The sequence below is a fragment of the Bradyrhizobium sp. Ses1 genome (assembly GCF_059512365.1).
The window spans coordinates 220,492-239,356 of the sequence record NZ_JCAMOQ010000004.1 but is presented as its reverse complement, the minus strand read 5'-3'; the positions used below and the strand labels follow the sequence as shown (position 1 = coordinate 239,356).

Annotated in this window: 15 protein-coding genes; 7 read left to right on the top strand and 8 right to left on the bottom strand. The window is 64.5% G+C overall.

Annotated elements, in window-relative coordinates:
* Positions 1-116 precede the first annotated feature (116 nt).
* The 4 genes from AC5ZG5_RS07910 to AC5ZG5_RS07895 are packed head-to-tail and all read left to right on the top strand — an operon-like array spanning position 117 to position 3,969.
* A complete protein-coding gene (locus tag AC5ZG5_RS07910) occupies positions 117-1,064 on the top strand; it encodes an ABC transporter permease (RefSeq protein WP_456641363.1) in 948 nt (315 codons plus the stop codon).
* Positions 1,065-1,067: 3 nt separating this feature from the next.
* The gene (locus AC5ZG5_RS07905) at positions 1,068-1,961 is read left to right on the top strand and encodes an ABC transporter permease (RefSeq protein WP_028167254.1); all 894 of its coding nucleotides are present in this window, start codon (positions 1,068-1,070) and stop codon (positions 1,959-1,961) included.
* Positions 1,961-2,974: an ABC transporter ATP-binding protein gene (locus tag AC5ZG5_RS07900; RefSeq protein WP_456641364.1), complete on the top strand. Its 1,014-nt coding sequence runs from the start codon at positions 1,961-1,963 to the stop codon at positions 2,972-2,974. Before AC5ZG5_RS07905 ends, AC5ZG5_RS07900 begins: the two co-directional genes overlap by 1 nt.
* Positions 2,971-3,969, top strand: coding sequence for an ABC transporter ATP-binding protein (locus AC5ZG5_RS07895; protein ID WP_456641365.1), 999 nt, complete (start codon positions 2,971-2,973; stop codon positions 3,967-3,969). Before AC5ZG5_RS07900 ends, AC5ZG5_RS07895 begins: the two co-directional genes overlap by 4 nt.
* Before the next feature lie 86 nt (positions 3,970-4,055).
* Here the strand turns inward: AC5ZG5_RS07895 and AC5ZG5_RS07890 are convergent, their stop codons facing one another.
* The 4 genes from AC5ZG5_RS07890 to AC5ZG5_RS07875 all read right to left on the bottom strand — a co-directional run bounded on the left by AC5ZG5_RS07890 (position 4,056) and on the right by AC5ZG5_RS07875 (position 10,420).
* Positions 4,056-6,008 carry an acetyl/propionyl/methylcrotonyl-CoA carboxylase subunit alpha gene (locus AC5ZG5_RS07890; protein ID WP_496165434.1) on the bottom strand — a complete coding sequence of 651 codons (1,953 nt, stop codon included), beginning with the start codon at positions 6,006-6,008 and terminating at the stop codon, positions 4,056-4,058.
* Between the two features lie 17 nt (positions 6,009-6,025).
* A complete protein-coding gene (locus tag AC5ZG5_RS07885) occupies positions 6,026-7,642 on the bottom strand; it encodes an acyl-CoA carboxylase subunit beta (protein WP_456641367.1) in 1,617 nt (538 codons plus the stop codon).
* Between the two features lie 159 nt (positions 7,643-7,801).
* Positions 7,802-9,406 carry an AMP-binding protein gene (locus AC5ZG5_RS07880; protein ID WP_456641368.1) on the bottom strand — a complete coding sequence of 535 codons (1,605 nt, stop codon included), beginning with the start codon at positions 9,404-9,406 and terminating at the stop codon, positions 7,802-7,804.
* A gap of 147 nt (positions 9,407-9,553) precedes the next feature.
* Entirely contained in the window at positions 9,554-10,420 is an 867-nt protein-coding gene (locus AC5ZG5_RS07875; protein ID WP_456641369.1) for a beta-keto acid cleavage family enzyme, read from the bottom strand.
* 197 nt (positions 10,421-10,617) lie between these two features.
* Here AC5ZG5_RS07875 and AC5ZG5_RS07870 point away from each other — a divergent pair, with 197 nt between their 5' ends.
* Positions 10,618-11,460 carry a universal stress protein gene (locus AC5ZG5_RS07870; protein ID WP_456641370.1) on the top strand — a complete coding sequence of 281 codons (843 nt, stop codon included), beginning with the start codon at positions 10,618-10,620 and terminating at the stop codon, positions 11,458-11,460.
* Positions 11,461-11,604: 144 nt separating this feature from the next.
* On the opposite strand, the gene AC5ZG5_RS07865 is transcribed toward AC5ZG5_RS07870, so the two are convergent.
* From AC5ZG5_RS07865 to AC5ZG5_RS07850, 4 genes are all read right to left on the bottom strand, one after another.
* A complete protein-coding gene (locus AC5ZG5_RS07865) occupies positions 11,605-12,411 on the bottom strand; it encodes a helix-turn-helix domain-containing protein (RefSeq protein ID WP_130228109.1) in 807 nt (268 codons plus the stop codon).
* A 203-nt stretch (positions 12,412-12,614) separates the two neighbouring features.
* Positions 12,615-13,271, bottom strand: a complete 657-nt coding sequence (locus AC5ZG5_RS07860) for a glutathione S-transferase family protein (RefSeq protein ID WP_456641371.1) — start codon at positions 13,269-13,271, stop codon at positions 12,615-12,617.
* Positions 13,271-14,434 (bottom strand): acyl-CoA dehydrogenase family protein, encoded by a 1,164-nt coding sequence (locus AC5ZG5_RS07855; RefSeq protein ID WP_456641372.1) that lies wholly within the window; start codon positions 14,432-14,434, stop codon positions 13,271-13,273. The genes AC5ZG5_RS07860 and AC5ZG5_RS07855 overlap by 1 nt, the downstream gene beginning before the upstream one ends.
* 138 nt (positions 14,435-14,572) lie before the next feature.
* Positions 14,573-15,709: an acyl-CoA dehydrogenase family protein gene (locus AC5ZG5_RS07850; protein WP_456641373.1), complete on the bottom strand. Its 1,137-nt coding sequence runs from the start codon at positions 15,707-15,709 to the stop codon at positions 14,573-14,575.
* Positions 15,710-15,918: 209 nt separating this feature from the next.
* Here AC5ZG5_RS07850 and AC5ZG5_RS07845 point away from each other — a divergent pair, with 209 nt between their 5' ends.
* Together AC5ZG5_RS07845 and AC5ZG5_RS07840 are read left to right on the top strand one after the other, a co-directional pair.
* Positions 15,919-17,466: an acyl-CoA synthetase gene (locus tag AC5ZG5_RS07845; protein ID WP_456641374.1), complete on the top strand. Its 1,548-nt coding sequence runs from the start codon at positions 15,919-15,921 to the stop codon at positions 17,464-17,466.
* Positions 17,467-17,638: 172 nt separating this feature from the next.
* Positions 17,639-18,862, top strand: a complete 1,224-nt coding sequence (locus AC5ZG5_RS07840; protein ID WP_456641375.1) for an ABC transporter substrate-binding protein — start codon at positions 17,639-17,641, stop codon at positions 18,860-18,862.
* Positions 18,863-18,865 lie beyond the last annotated feature (3 nt).

The window sequence follows — 18,865 nt, the reverse complement described above, 5'->3', positions numbered from 1 at the left end:
CGAGGGCGCCGCGGCCCCTCACCCGGCGCGCTGCGCCGACCTCTCCCCGCTGGGGGGAGGTAGTAACCGCGACCGTCCTGCTGTAGCGGCGCAGAGGACAAGAGGAGAGCGGCCAGGTGCTAGCCTATATCGTCCGGCGCCTCTTCCTGATGCTCGTGACCCTGTTCGGGATATCGGTCATCATCTTCGTGCTGCTGCGCATCGTGCCCGGCAACATCGTCGACATCCTGTTCGACGCCGCCGGCTATGTCGATCCCGCCGACAAGGCCAATCTGGAGAAGGAACTCGGCCTCAGCGACCCGATCGTGCTGCAATATCTCAAGTGGATCGGTGGCCTGCTGCACGGCGATCTCGGCTATTCCTATGTCTCGGAAAAGCCGGCGCTGCAGGAGATCCTGCCGCGAATCCCGATCACCGCGAGGCTCGCCGCGCTGGCGCTGTTGTTCTCGGCCTCGATCGGCATTCCCTTGGGTGTACTGAGCGCGGTGCATCAGGGCACGCGGCTCGACTATGCCTTGCGCGTGGTCAGCCTGAGCGGGCTGTCGCTGCCGTCATTCTGGCTCGGACTGCTGATCCTGATGGCGTCAGTGTCGATGCTCGGCTGGATGCCGATCTACAACCCGAACCCGCAGACCTGGGCCGAGGCGTTCGCGATCTACTGCATTCCGGCGATGGCGGTCGGCTTCCGCAGCGCGGCACTGACCATGCGCATCACCCGCTCCTCGATGCTGGAGATCCTGCGGCAGGACTATATCCGCACCGCCCGCGCCAAGGGCGCATCGGACGCCTCCGTCAACTATCACCACGCGCTGAAGAACGCGGTGCTGCCTGTGATCACCGTAATCGGCATCGAGGCGGCGTTTTTGATCGGCGGATTGATCGTCACCGAGACGGTGTTCAACATCCCCGGCGTCGCGCGTTTCCTGGTCGAGGCGCTGCGCTGGCGCGATTATCCGATCGTGCAGAACCTCGTGATGTTCATCGCCGTCGTCGTGGTCGTCGTCAACTTCACGGTCGACATGCTCTACGCCGCGATCGACCCGCGCATTCGCTACGGAGACTAGCTCTTGGCTGTCATCAACTTCGATGCCGAACTGAAGCGTGCCGGTGCTGACGCCACCCACGGCTGGCGACGGCTGACGTTCCTTGCGCAGCGTTACCTGCTCGGCACGATCGGCCTCGTCATCATGGTGCTGTTCGTCGCGATGGCGCTCTCGGCCGACCTGATCAGCCGTTACGATCCGCTTGCCGTCGATTCGGCGCACCGCCTGGCCGCGCCCAATGCGCTGCACTGGTTCGGAACCGATTCGTTCGGCCGAGACGTCTGGAGCCGCATCATCCATGGCGCACGCATCTCGCTCGCGGTCGGTCTCGGCTCGACCGCGCTCGGCGCGTCGATCGGCGTCATCGTCGGGCTCGCCTCCGGCTATCTCTCCGGCTGGGTCGATCTGTTGTTCCAGCGCATCACCGACATCCTGCAGTCGCTGCCGCTGTTGGTGCTGGCGCTGGTGATGACGGCCGCGCTCGGCCCGTCGCTGCCGAACGTCATCATCGCGATCGCGATCCCCTTGATCCCGACGGTGGCGCGCGTGATCCGCGCCAACACGTTGGCGCTGCGCGAACTGCCGTTCGTGGAGGCAGCGAAATCGATCGGCATGAGCGAGATGCGGATCGCGTTCCGCCACGTGCTGCCGAACACGCTGGCCCCCCTGATCGTGCTCGCGACCGCGCAGCTCGGCTCCACCATCCTGACGGAGGCATCCTTGTCGTTTCTTGGCCTTGGCATACCCGAACCCTATCCGTCCTGGGGCCGCATGCTTTCGGAATCGGCCGCCGAATATGTGCGCGTCGCGCCGTGGCTCGTGATCTTTCCGGGGATCGCGATCAGCCTCGCGGTGTTCGGCACCAATCTGTTCGGCGACGCCCTGCGCGATATCCTCGATCCAAGGCAGCGCGGTTGATGAGCGGAGCAGGCAAGGCAGAAGCGGTGCTCGAGGTGAAGAACCTGAAAACGGTGTTCTTCACCAATTCGGGATTGTTCAAGGCGGTCGACGATGTCTCCTTCAGCGTCCGCCGCGGCGAGACGCTGGCGATCGTCGGCGAATCCGGCTGCGGCAAGAGCGTGACCGCGCTCTCGGTGATGCGGCTGGTGCCGGACCCGCCCGGCAAGATCGTTGGCGGCGAGATCGTGCTCGAAGGCAAAGACCTGCTCGCGCTCGATGACGAAGCGATGCGCAGGATCCGCGGCAATCGCATCTCCATGATCTTCCAGGAGCCGATGACCTCGCTCAATCCGGTGATGCGGATCGGCGACCAGATCACGGAAGCTTTGCGCCTGCACCAGGAGATCAGCGGCAAGGAGGCCTGGAAGCAGGCGGTCGACATGCTGCGCCTCGTTCGCATCCCCGAGCCGGAGCGGCGCGCGCAGGAATATCCGCACCAGCTTTCGGGCGGCATGCGCCAGCGCGCAATGATCGCGATGGCGCTTGCCTGCCGGCCGGCGCTGTTGATCGCGGACGAGCCGACTACGGCGCTCGACGTCACGATCCAGGCGCAAATCCTGGCGCTGATGGTCGATCTGCAGAAGAAGCTCGGCACCGGGCTGATCCTGATCACGCATGATCTCGGCGTGGTCGCGCAGACGGCGCAGCGCGTGATCGTGATGTATGCCGGCAGGAAGGTCGAGGAAGCCAGCGTCGAGGCACTGTTCGAGAATCCGCTGCACCCCTATACGCGCGGCCTGATGGCCTCGATCCCGGCCGTGCCGTCGCTCGACGCAAAAGCCGATGTGCGGCTGGTCGAAATCCCCGGCATGGTGCCGTCGCTGACGAAGCTGCCGACGGGCTGCGCGTTCGCGCCGCGCTGCCGGTTCGCGATCCCGCGCTGCCGGGAGGAATATCCGCCGCTCGGCGATTTCGGCGGCAGGCACCTTGCCGCCTGCTGGCGCGCGGGCGAGATGGCGGAGGCCTCATGACCGAAGCGCGCCCGCTGCTGGAGGTCACCGACCTCGTGAAGCACTATCCGGTGCGCGGCGGCGTGCTGCGCCGGCAGGTCGGCACTGTGCATGCGGTCGATGGTGTCAGCTTTTCACTGGCTCCCGGCGAGACGCTGGGGCTGGTCGGCGAATCCGGCTGCGGCAAGTCGACGGTGGCGCGCAGCGTGCTGCGATTGGTCGAGCCATCGAGCGGCGAGATCCGGCTGAACGGCGAGGCGATCACGCATCTGAGCAAAGCGGAGCTGCGTGCCCACCGCCGCTCGATGCAGATCGTGTTCCAGGATCCGTTTGCCTCGCTCAACCCGCGCATGACCGCGGGCGACATCGTCGGCGAACCCCTAAGCGTGCACGGACTGGCCTCGGGCGAGCGCAAGCAGGAGCGCGTCGCCGAACTGTTCCAGCAGGTCGGCCTGCGGCCCGACCAGATGAAGAACTATCCGCACCAATTCTCCGGCGGCCAGCGCCAGCGCATCTGCATCGCCCGCGCGCTATCGCTCGGGCCAAGCCTGATCGTCTGCGACGAGCCGGTCTCCGCGCTCGACGTCTCGATCCAGGCGCAGGTGATCAATCTGCTGATCGACCTGCAGCGGCAGCGCAACTTCTCCTATCTGTTCATCGCGCACGACCTCGCCGTCGTCGCCCATATCAGCCACCGCGTCGCCGTGATGTATCTCGGCCGCATCGTCGAGATCGCAGACAAGGCCGAACTGTTCGCCAACCCGCGCCATCCCTACACACAGGCATTGCTGGCGTCAGTGCCGGTGGCCAATCCGCGGGTGAAGCGACTGACGCCCTTGGTCGAAGGCGACGTGCCGAGCCCGATCAACCCGCCTAGCGGCTGCGCGTTTCATACAAGGTGCCGCTACGCGATGGATCGCTGCAAGCTGGAGCGCCCGCCGCTGGTGGAAGCTGGCGCAAGACATCAGGTGGCATGCTGGCTGAATGAGGGAACGGGGCGCGCCAACGCGCCGTAGGATGGGCAAAGCGCAGCGCGCCCACCATCAAGTGTCGTGCTCGTGATGGTGGGCACGCCGCGCTTTGCCCACCCTACGCGTTGAGGCTAAGCCGCCGCCTCGATCTCGACGACAATCCTGCCCGTCGTCACCTGTTCGCCCTCGGCAACGTCGATGGCCGACACCGTACCGGCGACACTAGCGGTGTGCACGTGCTCCATCTTCATCGCTTCCAAAGTCATCACGGGCTGGCCGGCGGCAACCTGCTCGCCCGGCTTGACCAGCACCGCGACGACGCGGCCGTTCATGGCGGCGCGGACCTTGCCGTCGCTATTGGCGCCCGAGGCGGCCTCGGGCGGCGCCAGCGTCAGATCGCGGACCGAGAGTGTGACGTCGTGATTGAGGATGTAGAGACGATCGCCGTCGCGCAGGAATTTCGCGCGGGCCATGAGGCTGTTGGTGCGATAGCGGATCGCGTCCAGACCGAGTTCATCGATCTCGAAGCGATGCTTGTGTCCCGCGACATCGGCGACGTAAGAGCCGTCGCGCTCGCGCACGATCTCGACCTCGCGGAGGCCGCGACCGAGATCGATGCGCAATCCGAGCGGGAACGTCGCAGCGAGCGAGCGGCCGCTCCGCCACGACGGCGCGTGCGGATTGGTGACGTAGAGCAGCAGCGCCGCGAGCGCCGCATCCGCGCTCCCGTCGGCGCGCGGCGCCAGCAGTTCGCTCCGATGCGCTGAGATGAACGACGTCGTTGCCTCGCCCCTGCCGAAGGCTGGATGGCGCAGGCAGGAGATCAGAAAGCCCTGGTTGGTGGTGACGCCGAAGGCTTCGACCTGCTCCAGCGCAACGATCAGTTTGCTGCGGGCTTCGCGCCGGTCGGCGCCATGGCTGATGATCTTGGCGATCATGGAGTCATAAAACGGCGGGATCTCAGAACCTGACTGCAGCGCATGCTCGACGCGGACGCCTTCCGGCATCTGCCAGCGCGCCATCCTGCCGGATTGCGGCACGAAGTCATGGTCCGCGTCCTCCGAGCACAGCCGCACCTCGATCGCGTGGCCGGAGAATGTGATGTCCTCCTGCTTCCCGCCGAGCGACTCGCCGCGGGCGACGCGCAACTGCAGCTCGACCAGATCGAGCCCGGTGATTGCCTCGGTGACGGGATGCTCGACCTGCAGGCGCGTGTTCATCTCCATGAAATAGAAGTCGCCGTTGCCGTCGAGCAAAAATTCCAGCGTGCCGGCGCCCTCGTAGCGAAGCGCCTTCACCGCCTGGACCGCGACGGCGCCCATCCGCGCCCGCAACTCGGGCGACACCGCCGGAGACGGCGCCTCCTCGATCAGCTTCTGGTGCCGGCGCTGCACCGAGCAGTCGCGCTCGCCGAGATGGATCGCGTTGCCATGGCGGTCGCCGAACACCTGGATCTCGATGTGGCGGGGATCGACGATCGCGCGCTCCAGGATAACCGTCGCATCGCCGAAGGCCCCGAGCGCCTCCGAGCGCGCGCTGCGCAGCGCATCCGGGAACGACGCGGCGTCTGTGACCAGCCGCATGCCGCGCCCGCCGCCGCCAGCGACCGCCTTGATCATCACGGGAAAGCCGATCCGCCGCGCTTCCGCCAGCATGATCTCGTCGCTCTGGTCGGCACCTTGGTAGCCAGGCACGCAGGGCACACCGGCCTTTTGCATGATCTCCTTGGCGCCCGCCTTGTTGCCCATCGCCCGGATCGCTTCCGGCGACGGGCCGATGAAGACGAGGCCGGCGTCGCGGCAGGCCTGCGCGAACTCGTCATTCTCGGCGAGGAAGCCGTAGCCGGGATGCACGGCGCCGGCGCCGCCGGCTTTGGCGGCGGCGATGATCGCATCGATGTTAAGATAGGATTGCGACGGCAGCGCCTCGCCAATGCGCACCGCGTGATCGGCCTCGCGCACATGCAGCGCATCGCGGTCGGCATCGGAATAAACGGCGACGACGCCGTAGCCGAGTCGGCGCGCGGTGCGCATGATCCGCAGCGCGATCTCGCCGCGATTGGCAATCAGGACCCGATAGAACATCCCGCCCCCTTCACGACTCATGGCCGCGCCACCGAGAACTGCATGCGCTGAGGATTGCGGGCTTCCGCCTCGCGACATATCGCAAGCACCTCGCTGAGGACGCTGCGGGTGTCGCGCGGATCGATCACGCCGTCGTCGAGTACGCGCGCGCTGGTGGAGAACACGTCCATCTGGCCGTCGAACACGCCGATGATCTCGGCTTTCATCGCGTCCAGCTTCTCCTTCGGGACCGGCTTGCCGCGCCGTGCGGCAGCCGCTTCGGTGACGATCGCCATGGTCTCGGCCGCCTGCTCGCCGCCCATCACGGCGGTCTTGGCATTGGGCCAGGAGAAGCAGAAGCGCGGATGGAAGCCGCGGCCGCACATGCCGTAATTGCCGGCACCGAACGAGGCGCCGCAATAGATCGTGATCTGCGGTACCGTCGCCGAGGTCACCGCCTGGATCATCTTGGAGCCGTGCTTGATCATGCCGGCTTCCTCATAGGCCTTGCCGACCATGTAGCCGGTGGTGTTGTTCAGATAGAGCAGCGGCGTGCGCGACTGGCAGCAGGCCTGGATGAAGTGCGTCGCCTTGTTGGCGCCGGCGGGATCGAGCGGGCCGTTGTTAGTGATGATGCCGATTGCCTGCCCTTCGATGCGGGCATGGCCGCAGATCGTGGCGGGACCATAATTGGCGCCGAACTCGGTGAAATCGGAATCGTCGATGAAGCGCGCGATCGCCTGGCGCATGTCGACGGGGCGCTTGTGGTCCATCGGCATGATGCCGAGCAATTCTTCCGCACCATAGCGCGGCGGCTTGAACGACGCGCTCGCGGGCTTGCCCCGGTCCCATTCGAGACTTGCCATGATGTCGCGCGCGATCCGGATGGCGTCGCGGTCGTCCTCGGCGAGGTAATCGCCGAGACCGGAGATCGAGGTGTGCATCTCGGCGCCGCCGAGTTCCTCCTCGGTCGCGATCTCGCCGGTAGCGGCTTTGAGCAGCGGTGGACCGGCGAGGAAGGCGCGGGTGCGGCCGCGCACCATCACGATGTAATCGGATAATCCTGTCTGATAGGCGCCGCCGGCGGTGGACGAGCCATGCGTCACCGTGACCACCGGCAAGCCGGCTGCCGAGAGCCGCGCCAGGTTGCGAAAGATGTTGCCGCCCCTGACAAAATCCTCGACGCGGTAGCGCAACAGATTGGCGCCGGCGCTCTCGACCAGCTGCACATAAGGCAGCTTGTTCTCGAGTGCCAGTTGCTGCACCCGCAGCGTCTTGTCGAGGCCATAGGGCTGCAGCGCGCCGGCATCGATGCCGGCATCATTGGCGCTGACCATGCAGCGGATGCCGGAGACGAAGCCGATGCCGGCGATCAGCCCGCCGCCAGGCACGCTTTTCTCCGCATCCGCGACGTCGAACATGTAGCCGGCGAGCGTCGACAGTTCGAGGAAGGGCGAGCCCGGATCGAGCACCAGCGCCGCCCGTTCGCGCGGCAGGAGCTGGCCGCGTTTGTGGAAGCGGTCCTTTGCGGCGGCGGATGCCGCGCGGGTGCGCTCTTCCAGCGCCCGCATCCGGGAGATCAGCGCCAGCATGCCGTCGCGATTGGCCTGGAAGGCGGCGCTGGAGGGCGAGATGGTATTTTCGATGATGGCCATAGCTCAGCCTATTCCGTCATTCCGGGGCGTCCGAAGGACGAGCTATGATGTGCAATTGCACATCAGAGAATCCATCGGGCCGCGGACGCTCATGGAGAAATGGATTCTGGGCTCGCGCTGCGCGCGCCCCCGGAATGACAGGGGTGTTCTTGGTAAGCATCATGCGCTTTTCGCTTCCGAGAAATACTCACTATACGCCTGCCGCAGTTCGACCTTGCGCAGCTTGCCGGTTGCCGTCATCGGCATTTCGTCGAGGATACGCACCAGCTTCGGCACCTGGAAGCCACCGAGATGCTTTCGGCAATGCTCGATGATGTCAGCTTCGCCAGCCGCAGCATTCGGCTTCAGCTTGACGAAGGCGGAGACGGCTTCGCCCCATTGCGGGTGCGGCAGGCCGACCACCGCGGCGTTCTGCACCGCGGGGTGTGCGAGCAGCGTCTCCTCGATCTTCACGGAAGCCACGTTCTCGCCGCCGGACTTGATCATGTCCTTCTTGCGATCGAGGAACAGCACCTCGCCATTGTCGTCGATCAGCGCGAGGTCGCCGGTGTGGTGCCAGCCGAACTTGCGCGCCTCTTCGGTCGCCTTCGGGTCCTTGTAATAGCCCATCATTACATTCGGCCCGCGATGCACGAGCTCGCCGATCTCGCCGCGCGGCAAGAGATTGCCGTTGTCGTCCATGATCGCGGTCTCGTTAACAACAAGCGATTCGCCCCAGTAATTGCCGAAGCGATTGAGCTGCACTTCGGGCCGCGACATCGTGGTCGCCGGATACATCTCGGTCTGGCCGCTGGAGAGCACGAAGTTTGGACACAGGTCGGCGATGGCGCGTTCGAGCAGCGGCTTGCCCATCGGTGCCATGGTGTAGATGCAGCAGCGCAAGCCCGAAAGATCGAATTCCCGCCGCCGCGGATGGTCGAGGATCGCCTGATACATCAGCGACAGCCCGACAAAGACGGTGAGCTTGTCGCGGACGATCGCCTCCATGCAGACGACAGGATCAAAGCCGCGCATCAGCGCCATGCGGCCGCCGACCGAGAGATAGCTGAGCAGCAGCACATGGCCGGCACAATGGAACAGCGGGAATTGTCCAGTGATGCCGTCATCGCGGGAGAGCTGCATCTCGATGCAATTGCTCATCACGGCCATTACCACGGCGAGGTGGCAGTGCATCGCGCCCTTCGGCCGCGACGTCGTGCCGGAGGTGTAGATGATCATGGCGAGATCGCGGTCGTTGATCTCGATCTCGGGTTCGATGTCGGATTGACCCTTAATGAGATCGTTGAAATTCTCAAGGCCGGTTGCCGCGACTTTTCCGGCAAGATCGATCGCGACCATCCCGATGCCGCGCTGTTCCAGCGTCGCGCGCCGGTCCGCTTGCGCATGCAGATTGTCGTCGATCAGCGCGAAGCGGACCTCGGCATGGCCGAGGATGTAATCCATATCGGCAGGCCCGAGCATGGTGTTGATCGGGACCCAGACGAGGCCCGCGCGGTGAATGCCGAACAGCGCTTTGACGAATTCGACCGAGTTGTTGCAGATGGTCGAGATTTTCTCGCCCGGCTTCAGGCCGCGCTGCACCAGGTAGTTGGCGAAGCGATTGGCGTCGCGTTCGAGCTCGGTGAAGGTGACGCGCCGCGCGCCGTCGGTGAGCGCGACGCGATCAGGAAAGCGCCGCGCCGCGCGCTTGAGCAGATCGCCGATCGCCACCCGGCCGATCTGTCCCGGACCCGACACGCCGCCGGTTGCTGCGAGATTGTCCATTGATTTGATTCCCTCCCCTCCACCCGCCGTCGTCATTCCGGGGCGCGCGTAGCGCGAGCCCGGAATCCATTTCGCCACAGGTCCATGCGGCCCGATGGATTCCGGGCTCATCGCTTCGCGATGCCCCGGAATGACAGCGGAGCAGCCCTAGTGCCTCACCCCGAACATCTGCCGCGCTTCGGCGGGGCTGGCGATCTCGCGGCCAGCTCTGCGCGCGCAGGCGGCGATCGCCTCGATCAACTGGCCGTTGGAGGTCACCTTCGTGCCATCAGCCAGATAGAAGGTGTCCTCCAACCCGGTGCGCAAGTGCCCGCCGAGATCGGCGGCGCGCTGGTGCAATGGCCAGATTTCGGCGCGGCCGATCGCGGTGACCTGCCAATGCGCGTCCGGCGCCTTCAGCTTGAGCAGGATCGGCAGCAATTCCGGATCGGCCGGCATGCCCGAGGCAACGCCCATCACGAAATTATATTCGAGCGGGCCGGAATACATGCCGGTCTGCCGGTACATGCCGACGCAGCGCACGATGCCGACGTCGAAACATTCGAATTCGGGAATCGTGCCGGCGTCCTTCATCACGTCGAGATAATCCTGCACCTTCTCAACCGCGTTATCGAACAGCATCGGCGGCCAGGCCCAAGTGTTGTCGGCCTTGACCTTCAGATAATTCAGCGAGCCGGCATTGCAGGCGGCGATCTCGGGCCTGGTTTCACGGACGCAATCGAGCGCGCCCTGATAGTTCGGGCCGGAGGTGCCCGTGGTGTGATTGATGATGACGCCAGGGCAGGCCTCGCGGATCGCCTGCTGGATCTCCTTGCTGACGCCGACCTCCCAGGACGGCAGATGGCCCTTGCCAGGTGCCTGCTGGCGCAGATGGATATGCATGATGCTGGCGCCGGCGTTGAAGGCCGCCTTGGCCTCTCGCGCCATCTGTTCCGGCGTCACCGGCACGTTGTGCTGTTTTGGATCGGTCAGCACGCCGTTCAGCGCGCAGGTGATAACGGCCTTGTCGCTCATGCATCCAGTCCAAGGTGTTTGAATGGCTCAGTTTTTTGCATGATGCGGGATTTGGCCGGGGGCCTCTTGCGTTGACTGGCTATTGCCGCGGCGGCAGGCCGGTCGCCGTGGCAATAGCGCGCATGGAGGTTTGCTCTGAATCAAACCCGGACGCCGCGACGGGGCTATGAGTTTCCCCAGATTCTGGGAGACACGACATGGCCTACAAAGACCTCCTCTTGACGCTCGCGAGCTACCCCGAAACGACGCCGCCGGCGGCGATCGATCTTGCGACCGATTTCGCCGCCGCCGTCGGTGCCAAGATTTCCGCGATCGCCTGCGAGATCCGCGTCGCCGTGCCCGGCAGCTTCCTGAGCCCAGCGCTGCTCGACGTTCCCGGAATCGCCGCGACCGATGAAAAGAAATCACGCTTTCAGGCCGAGGCCGCGCTCGCAGCGTTCCAGGCCGCCGCGGAAAAGCGCGGCGTCTTCGAGGAGCGCATCCTGGAACGCTGCCTGACCTCCGAGCAGCGCGAGCTATTGGTCGAGTATGCGCGGCTTCGCGACCTCACCATCATTCCGGTCCAGGACAATGCCCTGTTCGGCGCCTGGAATGCCGAGCCGATCATTTTCGAATCCGGACGCCCCGTCCTGCTGCTGCCGCAAACCAGCCGCAAGCCGTTCATCCTGAATACGGCAACGGTGGCCTGGGATTTCAGCCGTCCGGCCGCACGCGCAGTCGCGGATGCGCTGCCGCTGCTCAAGCAGGCCAAGCGCGTCCACATCGTGACGGTGACCAATGAGAAGCGCATCGACACCAAGCGGTCCGGGCCGGAACTTGCCAAGCATCTCGCCCGTCACGGCGTCGAGGTGATCCTCGACACCGTCGATGCCGCGGGCCGCTCGGTCGCGCACGCGCTGGAGGCTGCGCTGACGAGCCATGACAGCGACCTTTTGGTCATGGGCGCGTTCGGCCATTCCCGCTTCCGCCAATTCGTGCTCGGCGGCGCCACGCTCAGCATGATGTCACACCCGCCGCTGCCCGTGCTGCTGTCGCACTGATGGCGGAAGGCGGCCAGCGACCGGCTGGACCCAGGAGTGAATTGTAGACGCTCTCTCCGTCATGGCCGGGCTTGTCCCGGCCATCCACGTGCCGGCGACACCAAAGGAAGACGTGGATGCCCGGGACGAGCCCGGGCATGACGATTAGGGGACCACCGCTTCCGTGAACGATCCGCTGCTGCGATAGATCGCGAGATCGCGCGAGCCGGAGAAGATCGCGCGCGGCTTCAGGCCGTAGAAGCGGCGGATCGAGTGGCTGAAATGGGTCGAGTCGGGATAGCCGATGTCCTGCGCCAGATGCGCCAGGTTGATGTCCTGGTTGGCGAAATGCAACAGATGCCGCGCCCGCTTCCAGGCACGGAAGGAGCGGAACGAGATCCCGGTCTCCTCCTTGAACAGATGCAGGAAGCGCGAGGGCGACAGCGCGGCATCCGCCGCGCAATCCGCCGCCGTCACCGGCTCGCCGGAGAATTTGCCGATGCGCATGATGGCCCGCACCACGCGCGGATCGAGCACACGCTGCGGCAGCCCCTCTCCGAAGCACATGATGTCGAACTCGGCGTTCGAGAGGTTGTCGCTATATTGCCGACGTCCGAGCGCGGCATAGGCGGCGCGGATGCGGTCGGCGAAGATTTGGCTTTCCGAGCCCGTCAACAGCCTTGAGAACGACTCGAGCGCGCCGACGCGAACGCTCTCAGGCTCGATGGCGACGCAGATCGCCGAGCGATAGTCGCTCGCGATGGTATGGCGCAGGTTCGGCATGGTCACGACGAGATCACCATAGGACTCGCGGCCATCGCTGGTCGCAAGGTGCAGGCGGCCTTTGATCGCGACATAGACATGGAATGCGCCCGGACAGCGCTCGCGCGGGCGGCCGAGCAGTCCGGCGTAAAACACGCGCTCCGGCGTGATCAGCATCAGATGGCCTACTTCGCGGGCCTGGTCGTCCATGGTGGTTCCTCCTCGCACGGCTCTTCCCGGCCGTTGCGGCGCCACCATAGCCGAAATCTGGCTGAAGTCACCGTTACAATTGGGGCGAGGAAACGGCTCTCTCCGTCATTGCGAGCGAAGCGAAGCAATCCATGCCACCACGAGTGGAGAAATGGATTGCTTCGTCGCTGTCGCTCCTCGCAGTGACGGCCGGGGCGGGCGCTTTACCCACGCACCCGCGGCGCGACGTTTTGCTCCACGCCGGCCTTGCGTTCCGCCGCGACGGCCCGCTGGTATGCCTCGCGCTGCTGCAGCCGCGCCCAATAGGCTGCGACATTGGGACCGAAATCCTTGGCGAGCCCGATATTGTCGGCGAGCCGGAGTGCGTAGCCGATGGCGATGTCGGCGGCGGTGAAGCGGCCGGCGCACAACGTCTCGGCCTTGCCGGTCGCGGCCTCCACCGTCCGCAGACGGCCGAAGAACCATTTGGCGTAGTCGCCGGCCACTTGCGGATTGCGCCGCTCCTCCGGCTCGAGCTGGGCGTAACGCAGCACCAGAGTCTGCGGAAAGGTTAGCGTCGCATCGGAAAAATACATCCAGTTGAGGAAGGCACCGTAGGCGGGCTCGTCGGTTCCGACGATCAGCGGTGTCGGGCCATATTTGGTACCAAGGTAATGGCAGATGCCTGAAGACTCCGTCATCCGCGTCTCGCCATCGATCAGCAAGGGAATCGTGCCGAGCGGGTTGAGCGCCAGATAGTCCTTCGCGAACACCCGTGGCGGAAACGGCAGCATCTTGAGCTCGTAGGCCAATCCCATTTCCTCGAGCATCCAGAGCGGCCGGAACGAACGCGCGCCGTCGCAGTGATAGAGCGTGACCATCAGGCGTTTCCCTTCACGCTGGGTAATGTGCCCATCATCTTGCATAACACCATCAGCATGACTTCGTCAGCGCCACCGCCGATCGAGGTCAGGCGGCTGTCGCGATAGGCGCGGCTGACCGGGGTTTCGTTCATGAAACCCATCCCGCCCCAATATTGCAGACAGGCGTCGGTGAGTTCACGGCCGAGCCGGCCGGCTTTCAGCTTCGCCATGGTGGCGAGACGGGTGACGTCCTCGCCCGCGACCAGCGCTTCGCCGGCACGATAGATCAGCGAGCGCAACAGCTCGACCTCGGTCTGCATCTCCGCGAGCTTGAAGTGCACCACCTGGTTGTCGAGGATCGAGCCGCCGAACGCTTTGCGGCCCCGGGTATATTCGATCGTCTCGTTGATGATGAATTCATGCGCCTTCAGGCAGGCGGCGGCGCCCCACAGACGCTCCTCCTGGAACTGGATCATCTGGTAAGTGAAGCCCTTGCCCTCCTCGCCGATCCGGTTGCGCTTGGGCACCCGGACATTGTCGAAGAAGATCTGCGCGGTGTCGGAGGAGCGCATGCCCATCTTGTCGAGCTTTCGCGCGATGGTGACGCCCTTGCTCTTCATCGGCACGCAGATCAGCGACTTGTTGCGATGGACCTGGCCATCGCTGGTATTGGCGAGCAGGCAGATCCAATCGGCCTGCGTGCCATTGGTGATCCACATCTTGCCGCCATTGATGACGTAGTCGTCGCCATCGGAGCGCGCATTGGTCTTGATCGAGGCGACATCGGAACCGGCGCCGGGCTCGGAGACGCCGATGCAGGCGACTTGATCGCCCGCGATCGCCGGCACCAGGAACTCGCGCCGCACCTCGTCGGAGCCGAACCGCGCCAGCGCGGGCGTGGCCATATCCGTCTGCACCCCGATCGCCATCGGTACCCCGCCGCATCTGATGGCCCCTAACTCTTCAGCCATCATCAGCGCATAGCTGTAATCGAGCCCCTGGCCGCCGAATTCGATGGGCTTGTTGAGGCCGAGGAAGCCGAGACTGCCGAGCTTCTTGAACAGCTCATGCGCCGGGAAGATCCCGGCGTCCTCCCATTCGTCGACATAGGGATTGATCTCGGCCGCGATGAATTTCTGCAAGGCGCGGCGGGGTTCGTCGTGGTCGGCGGTGAAGATCATCTGTTCAGACTCCGATCGGCGTTCTTGGTCGCTCGTCATGGCCGGGCTTGTCCCGGCCATCCACGCCTATCCGATCACGCCGGAGCAAAGACGTGGATGCCCGGGACAAGCCCGGGCATGACGGTGGTGTAGTCTTTCTCACAATCCCATCTGCCGGCTGGCGAGGTCCTTCATGATTTCCTCGGTGCCGCCGCCGATGGCGTTGACCTTGACCTCCCGGTAGATCCGCTCGACCTTGACGCCGCGCATGAAACCGGCGCCGCCGAAGATCTGCACCGCCTCGGAGGCGCAGAATGCCATGGTCTGGGTCGCCTGGTTCTTCATCATGCAGATCTCGGCGACCGGGCTTTCGCCGTGCTCCAGCCGCCAGGCCAGCATTTCCAGCATCGCCTGCGACGCTGCGACCTTCTGCGCCATGTCGACGATCTTGTGCCGGATCACCTGGTGCTGGGCGATCGGCTTGCCGAAGGTCTTGCGCTCCTTGGCATAGGCGATCGCCTCCTCGAGGCAGACACGGGCGTAGGCCGTGCAGCTTGCCGCCATGCCCATGCGCTCGCTGTTGAAATTCTGCATGATGATCTTGAAGCCCTGGCCTTCCTCGCCGATCAGGTTCTCGGCCGGCACCCGGCACGCGTCGAAATGCAGCGTCGCCGTATCGGAGGCCCACCAGCCCATCTTCTTCAATTTGGTCCGCGACAGGCCGGGCGTATCACCCTCGATCAGCAGCAGGCTGACGCCACTGCGCCCCTCGCCGCCGGTACGCACGGCGACCGTGAGATAATCCGCACGTACGCCCGAGGTGATGAACGTCTTCTCGCCGCTGACGATGTAATGATCGCCGTCGCGGCGCGCCTTGGTGCGCAAGTTCGCGACATCGGAGCCGCCGCTCGGCTCGGTGATCGCGAGCGCGGAAATCTTCTCGCCCCGCAGCACTTCCGGCAGCACACGCGCCCTGACCTCGGGACGGGCAGCGCGCGCGATCGGCGGCGAACCGATGGTGTGGCTCATCAGGCTCGCACTGATGCCGCCGGCGCCGGCCCGCGCCAGTTCCTGCGAGGCCACGATCTTCATGAACTGGTCGGCGGGAATGCCGCCATATTCCTCCGGGAAGCCCAGCCCGAGCAGACCGATCTCGGAAGCCTTGCGATAGAGCTCGCGCGGAAACTCGCCCGCTTCGTCCCACTCGTGGGCGTAAGGCTCGATCTCCTTCTGCACGAAACGGCGCACCGCCTCGCGAAAGGCCTCGTGCTCGCTGGTGTAGAATGGGCTCGCCATCCCTCTGCTCCGTCGATTCCTGTGTCCGGAACGATGTCCGGAAATCGCCGCGCCAACTTGCGTCAAGTGGCTGCCGGCGGCGAATGGACGCCGATCCTACCCTCGGTCCAGCCACTAAACGCAAGACAGATTCCAGCCCCGGCCCGTCCACTGGTCCCCCTGCGGATCATGATCAGGCGGCGCCAGACCGCCCACCGTGGGAGGGACATTTGCCGGTTCGTTACTACGACTGGATCGCTCATCATGGCCGGCGGACACCTGACAAGGTCGCGATGGTCGACCTCGGCAGCGACCGACGCTTCACCTATGCGCAATCCGATGCGCGGATCTCGAGGCTGGCTGCGCATCTGCGCGATCAGCTGAAGGTCGGGCGCGGCGACCGGGTCGCGGTGCTGGCGCTGAACACATCAGACACGCTGGAAGTGCAGTTCGCCTGCGGGCGGCTGGGCGCCGTGTTCCTGCCGCTCAATACCCGCCTCACGGTGCCGGAACTGCAGTTCATCGTCGGCGACGCCTCGCCGAAAGTCATGATCCATGATGGCGATCTCGCGGAAACCGCGCTCAGCGTCGCCAGGCTCTGCAACGTGCCATCGGCCCTGCTGCTCGGCCCTGATGGCTCCTATGAAGCCGGCATCGCAGCGGCACAGCCGATCGAGACGTTCGAGAATGTCACGCTCGATGACATCTCGACCATCATGTACACCTCGGGCACGACAGGGCAGCCGAAGGGCGCGATCATCACCCACGGCATGACGTTCTTCAATTGCGTCAATCTCGGCGGCCTCGCCTACATCTCGCCATCCTCGGTGTTCCTCTGCGTGCTGCCGCTGTTCCACACCGGCGGGCTCAATTGCTACACCAACCCGGTGCTGCATGCCGGCGGCACCGTCTTGATCATGCGCGCCTTCGATCCTGGCGAAGCCTTGCGGCTGATCAGCGATCCCACTGAGCGCATCAACGCCTTCTTCGGTGTGCCCGCGATCTACCAGTTCATGGCGCAGCATCCGTCGTTTGCGAGCGCCGATTTCGGTCGGCTGATCATCGGCGGCGTCGGCGGCGCACCGATGCCGGTGCCGCTCTTGAAGGTATGGGAAGCGCGCGGCGTGGCGCTGCAGCAGGGCTATGGCATGACCGAGACCTCGCCCGCGGTGATGGCGCTCGACCGCGAGGATGCCGCGCGCAAGGCGGGCTCCGCCGGCAAGCCGGTGCTACACACGGAAGTGCGGATCGTGCGTCCCGATGGCACCGACGCTGCCGTGGGCGAACTCGGCGAGCTCTGGGTCAGGGGGCCGAACATCACGCCGGGATACTGGAACCGGCCCGACGCCAACGCCTCCTCCTTCACCGACGGCTGGCTGCATACGGGCGATGCGACGCGCGTCGACGAGGAGGGCTTCTACTACATCGTCGACCGCTGGAAGGACATGTACATCTCCGGCGGCGAGAACGTCTATCCGGCCGAAGTCGAGAACGTGCTGCACCAGATTCCGGCGCTCGCCGAGGCCGCGGTGATCGGCATTCCCGATGAGCAATGGGGTGAGGTCGGCATGGCGATCGTCGCAGTGAAGCCGGGGCAGACGCTGACGCCGGCGGATATCCACGCCCATTGCACGGCCAATCTGGCGCGCTTCAAATGCCCGCGCATCATCGAATTCGTCGAGGCACTGCCGCGCAATGCGACCGGCAAGATCCACAAGCCGACGCTGCGCAAGCAATTCGCCGAGCAGAAGCCGACCGATCTGGCGCAAGCTTCGTGACATCGAGCATGATCTCCGCGCAAACGCTTCGCGTTTGTCGCGAGGGAAAACCGGTATCCACTTTTCCGGATCATGCTCTAGCGCGCCAACAGGTTTCGCCGCCGCCTGCCGGGACCGGTGGCGATTTTCGTGCGTTCGTCCCCAACCACAAAAAGCCCGAGGAAATTGCTTTATGCAGAACAAGAAAATCGCTTTGCTTGCTGCCGTCGCGGCCTTCTCCCTGCTCTCGACCCAAGCCGCATTCGCGCAAAAGAAATACGACACCGGCGCCTCCGACACCGAAATCAAGATCGGCAATGTCGAAGCCTATAGCGGCCCGGCTTCGGCCTACGGCATCATCGGCAAGACCGAGGAAGCCTATTTCAAGATGATCAACGACCAGGGCGGCGTGAACGGTCGCAAGATCAACTGGATCTCCTACGACGACGGCTATTCGCCGCCGAAGTCGGTGGAGCAGGTCCGCAAATTGATCGAAGGCGACGAGGTGTTTTTGGTATTCAACGCGCTGGGCACGCCGACCCAGACCGCGGTGCAGAAATATCACAACGCCAAGAAGGTGCCGCAGCTCTTCCTCGCCACCGGCGCCAGCAAGTGGAACGATCCGAAGGATTTTCCATGGACCATGGGCTTCCAGCCCAGCTACCGGGTCGAAGCAAGGATCTTCGCGAAATACATTCTCAAGAACAAGCCCGATGCCAAGGTCGCGATTTTCTATGCCAATGACGATTTCGGCAAAGACTATCTTGCTGGAATCAAGGAGATCTTCGCCGACAAAGCCGCAAAACTCATCGTGGCCGAGGAGAGTTACGAGACCACCGAGCCCTCGATCGATTCCCACATCGTCAAGCTGAAGGGCACCGGCGCCGACATCTTCGTCAACATCGCGACGCCGAAATTCGCAGCACAAGCGATCAAGAAGATCGCCGAACTGGACTGGAAGCCGATGCACCTGATGACCGACGTCTCGATCTCGATCGGCGCTGTCATGAAGCCGGCCGGTCTCGATGCATCCGAAGGCGTGCTGTCGGCGGGCTATCTCAAGGATGCGTCCGACCCGCAATGGAAGGACGATGAGGGCATGAAGAAGTTCATGGCGTTCATCGATAAATACATGCCGGGCGCCAACGTCACCGACACCAACACCGTTTATGGCTACGCCGCGGCGCAAACACTGGTGCAGGTGCTGAAACAGTGCGGCGACAATCTCACCCGCGAAAATGTGATGAAGCAGGCCGCCAGCCTGAAGGATTTCGCACCGGATACGCTGATCCCCGGCATCAAGATCAACACCGGCCCGAATGACTTCGCCCCCATCGAGCAGCTCAAGATGATGCGGTTCACCAAGGGGCAGTGGGAATTGTTCGGCGACATCATCAGCGCCGAGACGGGTGGTTAGTCG

What these genes read in the sequence shown, in the direction of transcription:
- AC5ZG5_RS07880 (WP_456641368.1), bottom strand. Translation starts at nt 9,406, where the DNA reads ATGGACAATCTCGCAGCAACCGGCGGCGTGTCGGGTCCGGGACAGATC.
- AC5ZG5_RS07840 (WP_456641375.1), top strand. Translation starts at nt 17,639, where the DNA reads ATGCAGAACAAGAAAATCGCTTTGCTTGCTGCCGTCGCGGCCTTCTCC.
- AC5ZG5_RS07895 (WP_456641365.1), top strand. Translation starts at nt 2,971, where the DNA reads ATGACCGAAGCGCGCCCGCTGCTGGAGGTCACCGACCTCGTGAAGCAC.
- AC5ZG5_RS07875 (WP_456641369.1), bottom strand. Translation starts at nt 10,420, where the DNA reads ATGAGCGACAAGGCCGTTATCACCTGCGCGCTGAACGGCGTGCTGACC.
- AC5ZG5_RS07900 (WP_456641364.1), top strand. Translation starts at nt 1,961, where the DNA reads ATGAGCGGAGCAGGCAAGGCAGAAGCGGTGCTCGAGGTGAAGAACCTG.
- AC5ZG5_RS07885 (WP_456641367.1), bottom strand. Translation starts at nt 7,642, where the DNA reads ATGGCCATCATCGAAAATACCATCTCGCCCTCCAGCGCCGCCTTCCAG.
- AC5ZG5_RS07890 (WP_496165434.1), bottom strand. Translation starts at nt 6,008, where the DNA reads ATGTTCTATCGGGTCCTGATTGCCAATCGCGGCGAGATCGCGCTGCGG.
- AC5ZG5_RS07860 (WP_456641371.1), bottom strand. Translation starts at nt 13,271, where the DNA reads ATGGTCACGCTCTATCACTGCGACGGCGCGCGTTCGTTCCGGCCGCTC.
- AC5ZG5_RS07850 (WP_456641373.1), bottom strand. Translation starts at nt 15,709, where the DNA reads ATGGCGAGCCCATTCTACACCAGCGAGCACGAGGCCTTTCGCGAGGCG.
- AC5ZG5_RS07855 (WP_456641372.1), bottom strand. Translation starts at nt 14,434, where the DNA reads ATGATCTTCACCGCCGACCACGACGAACCCCGCCGCGCCTTGCAGAAA.
- AC5ZG5_RS07870 (WP_456641370.1), top strand. Translation starts at nt 10,618, where the DNA reads ATGGCCTACAAAGACCTCCTCTTGACGCTCGCGAGCTACCCCGAAACG.
- AC5ZG5_RS07865 (WP_130228109.1), bottom strand. Translation starts at nt 12,411, where the DNA reads ATGGACGACCAGGCCCGCGAAGTAGGCCATCTGATGCTGATCACGCCG.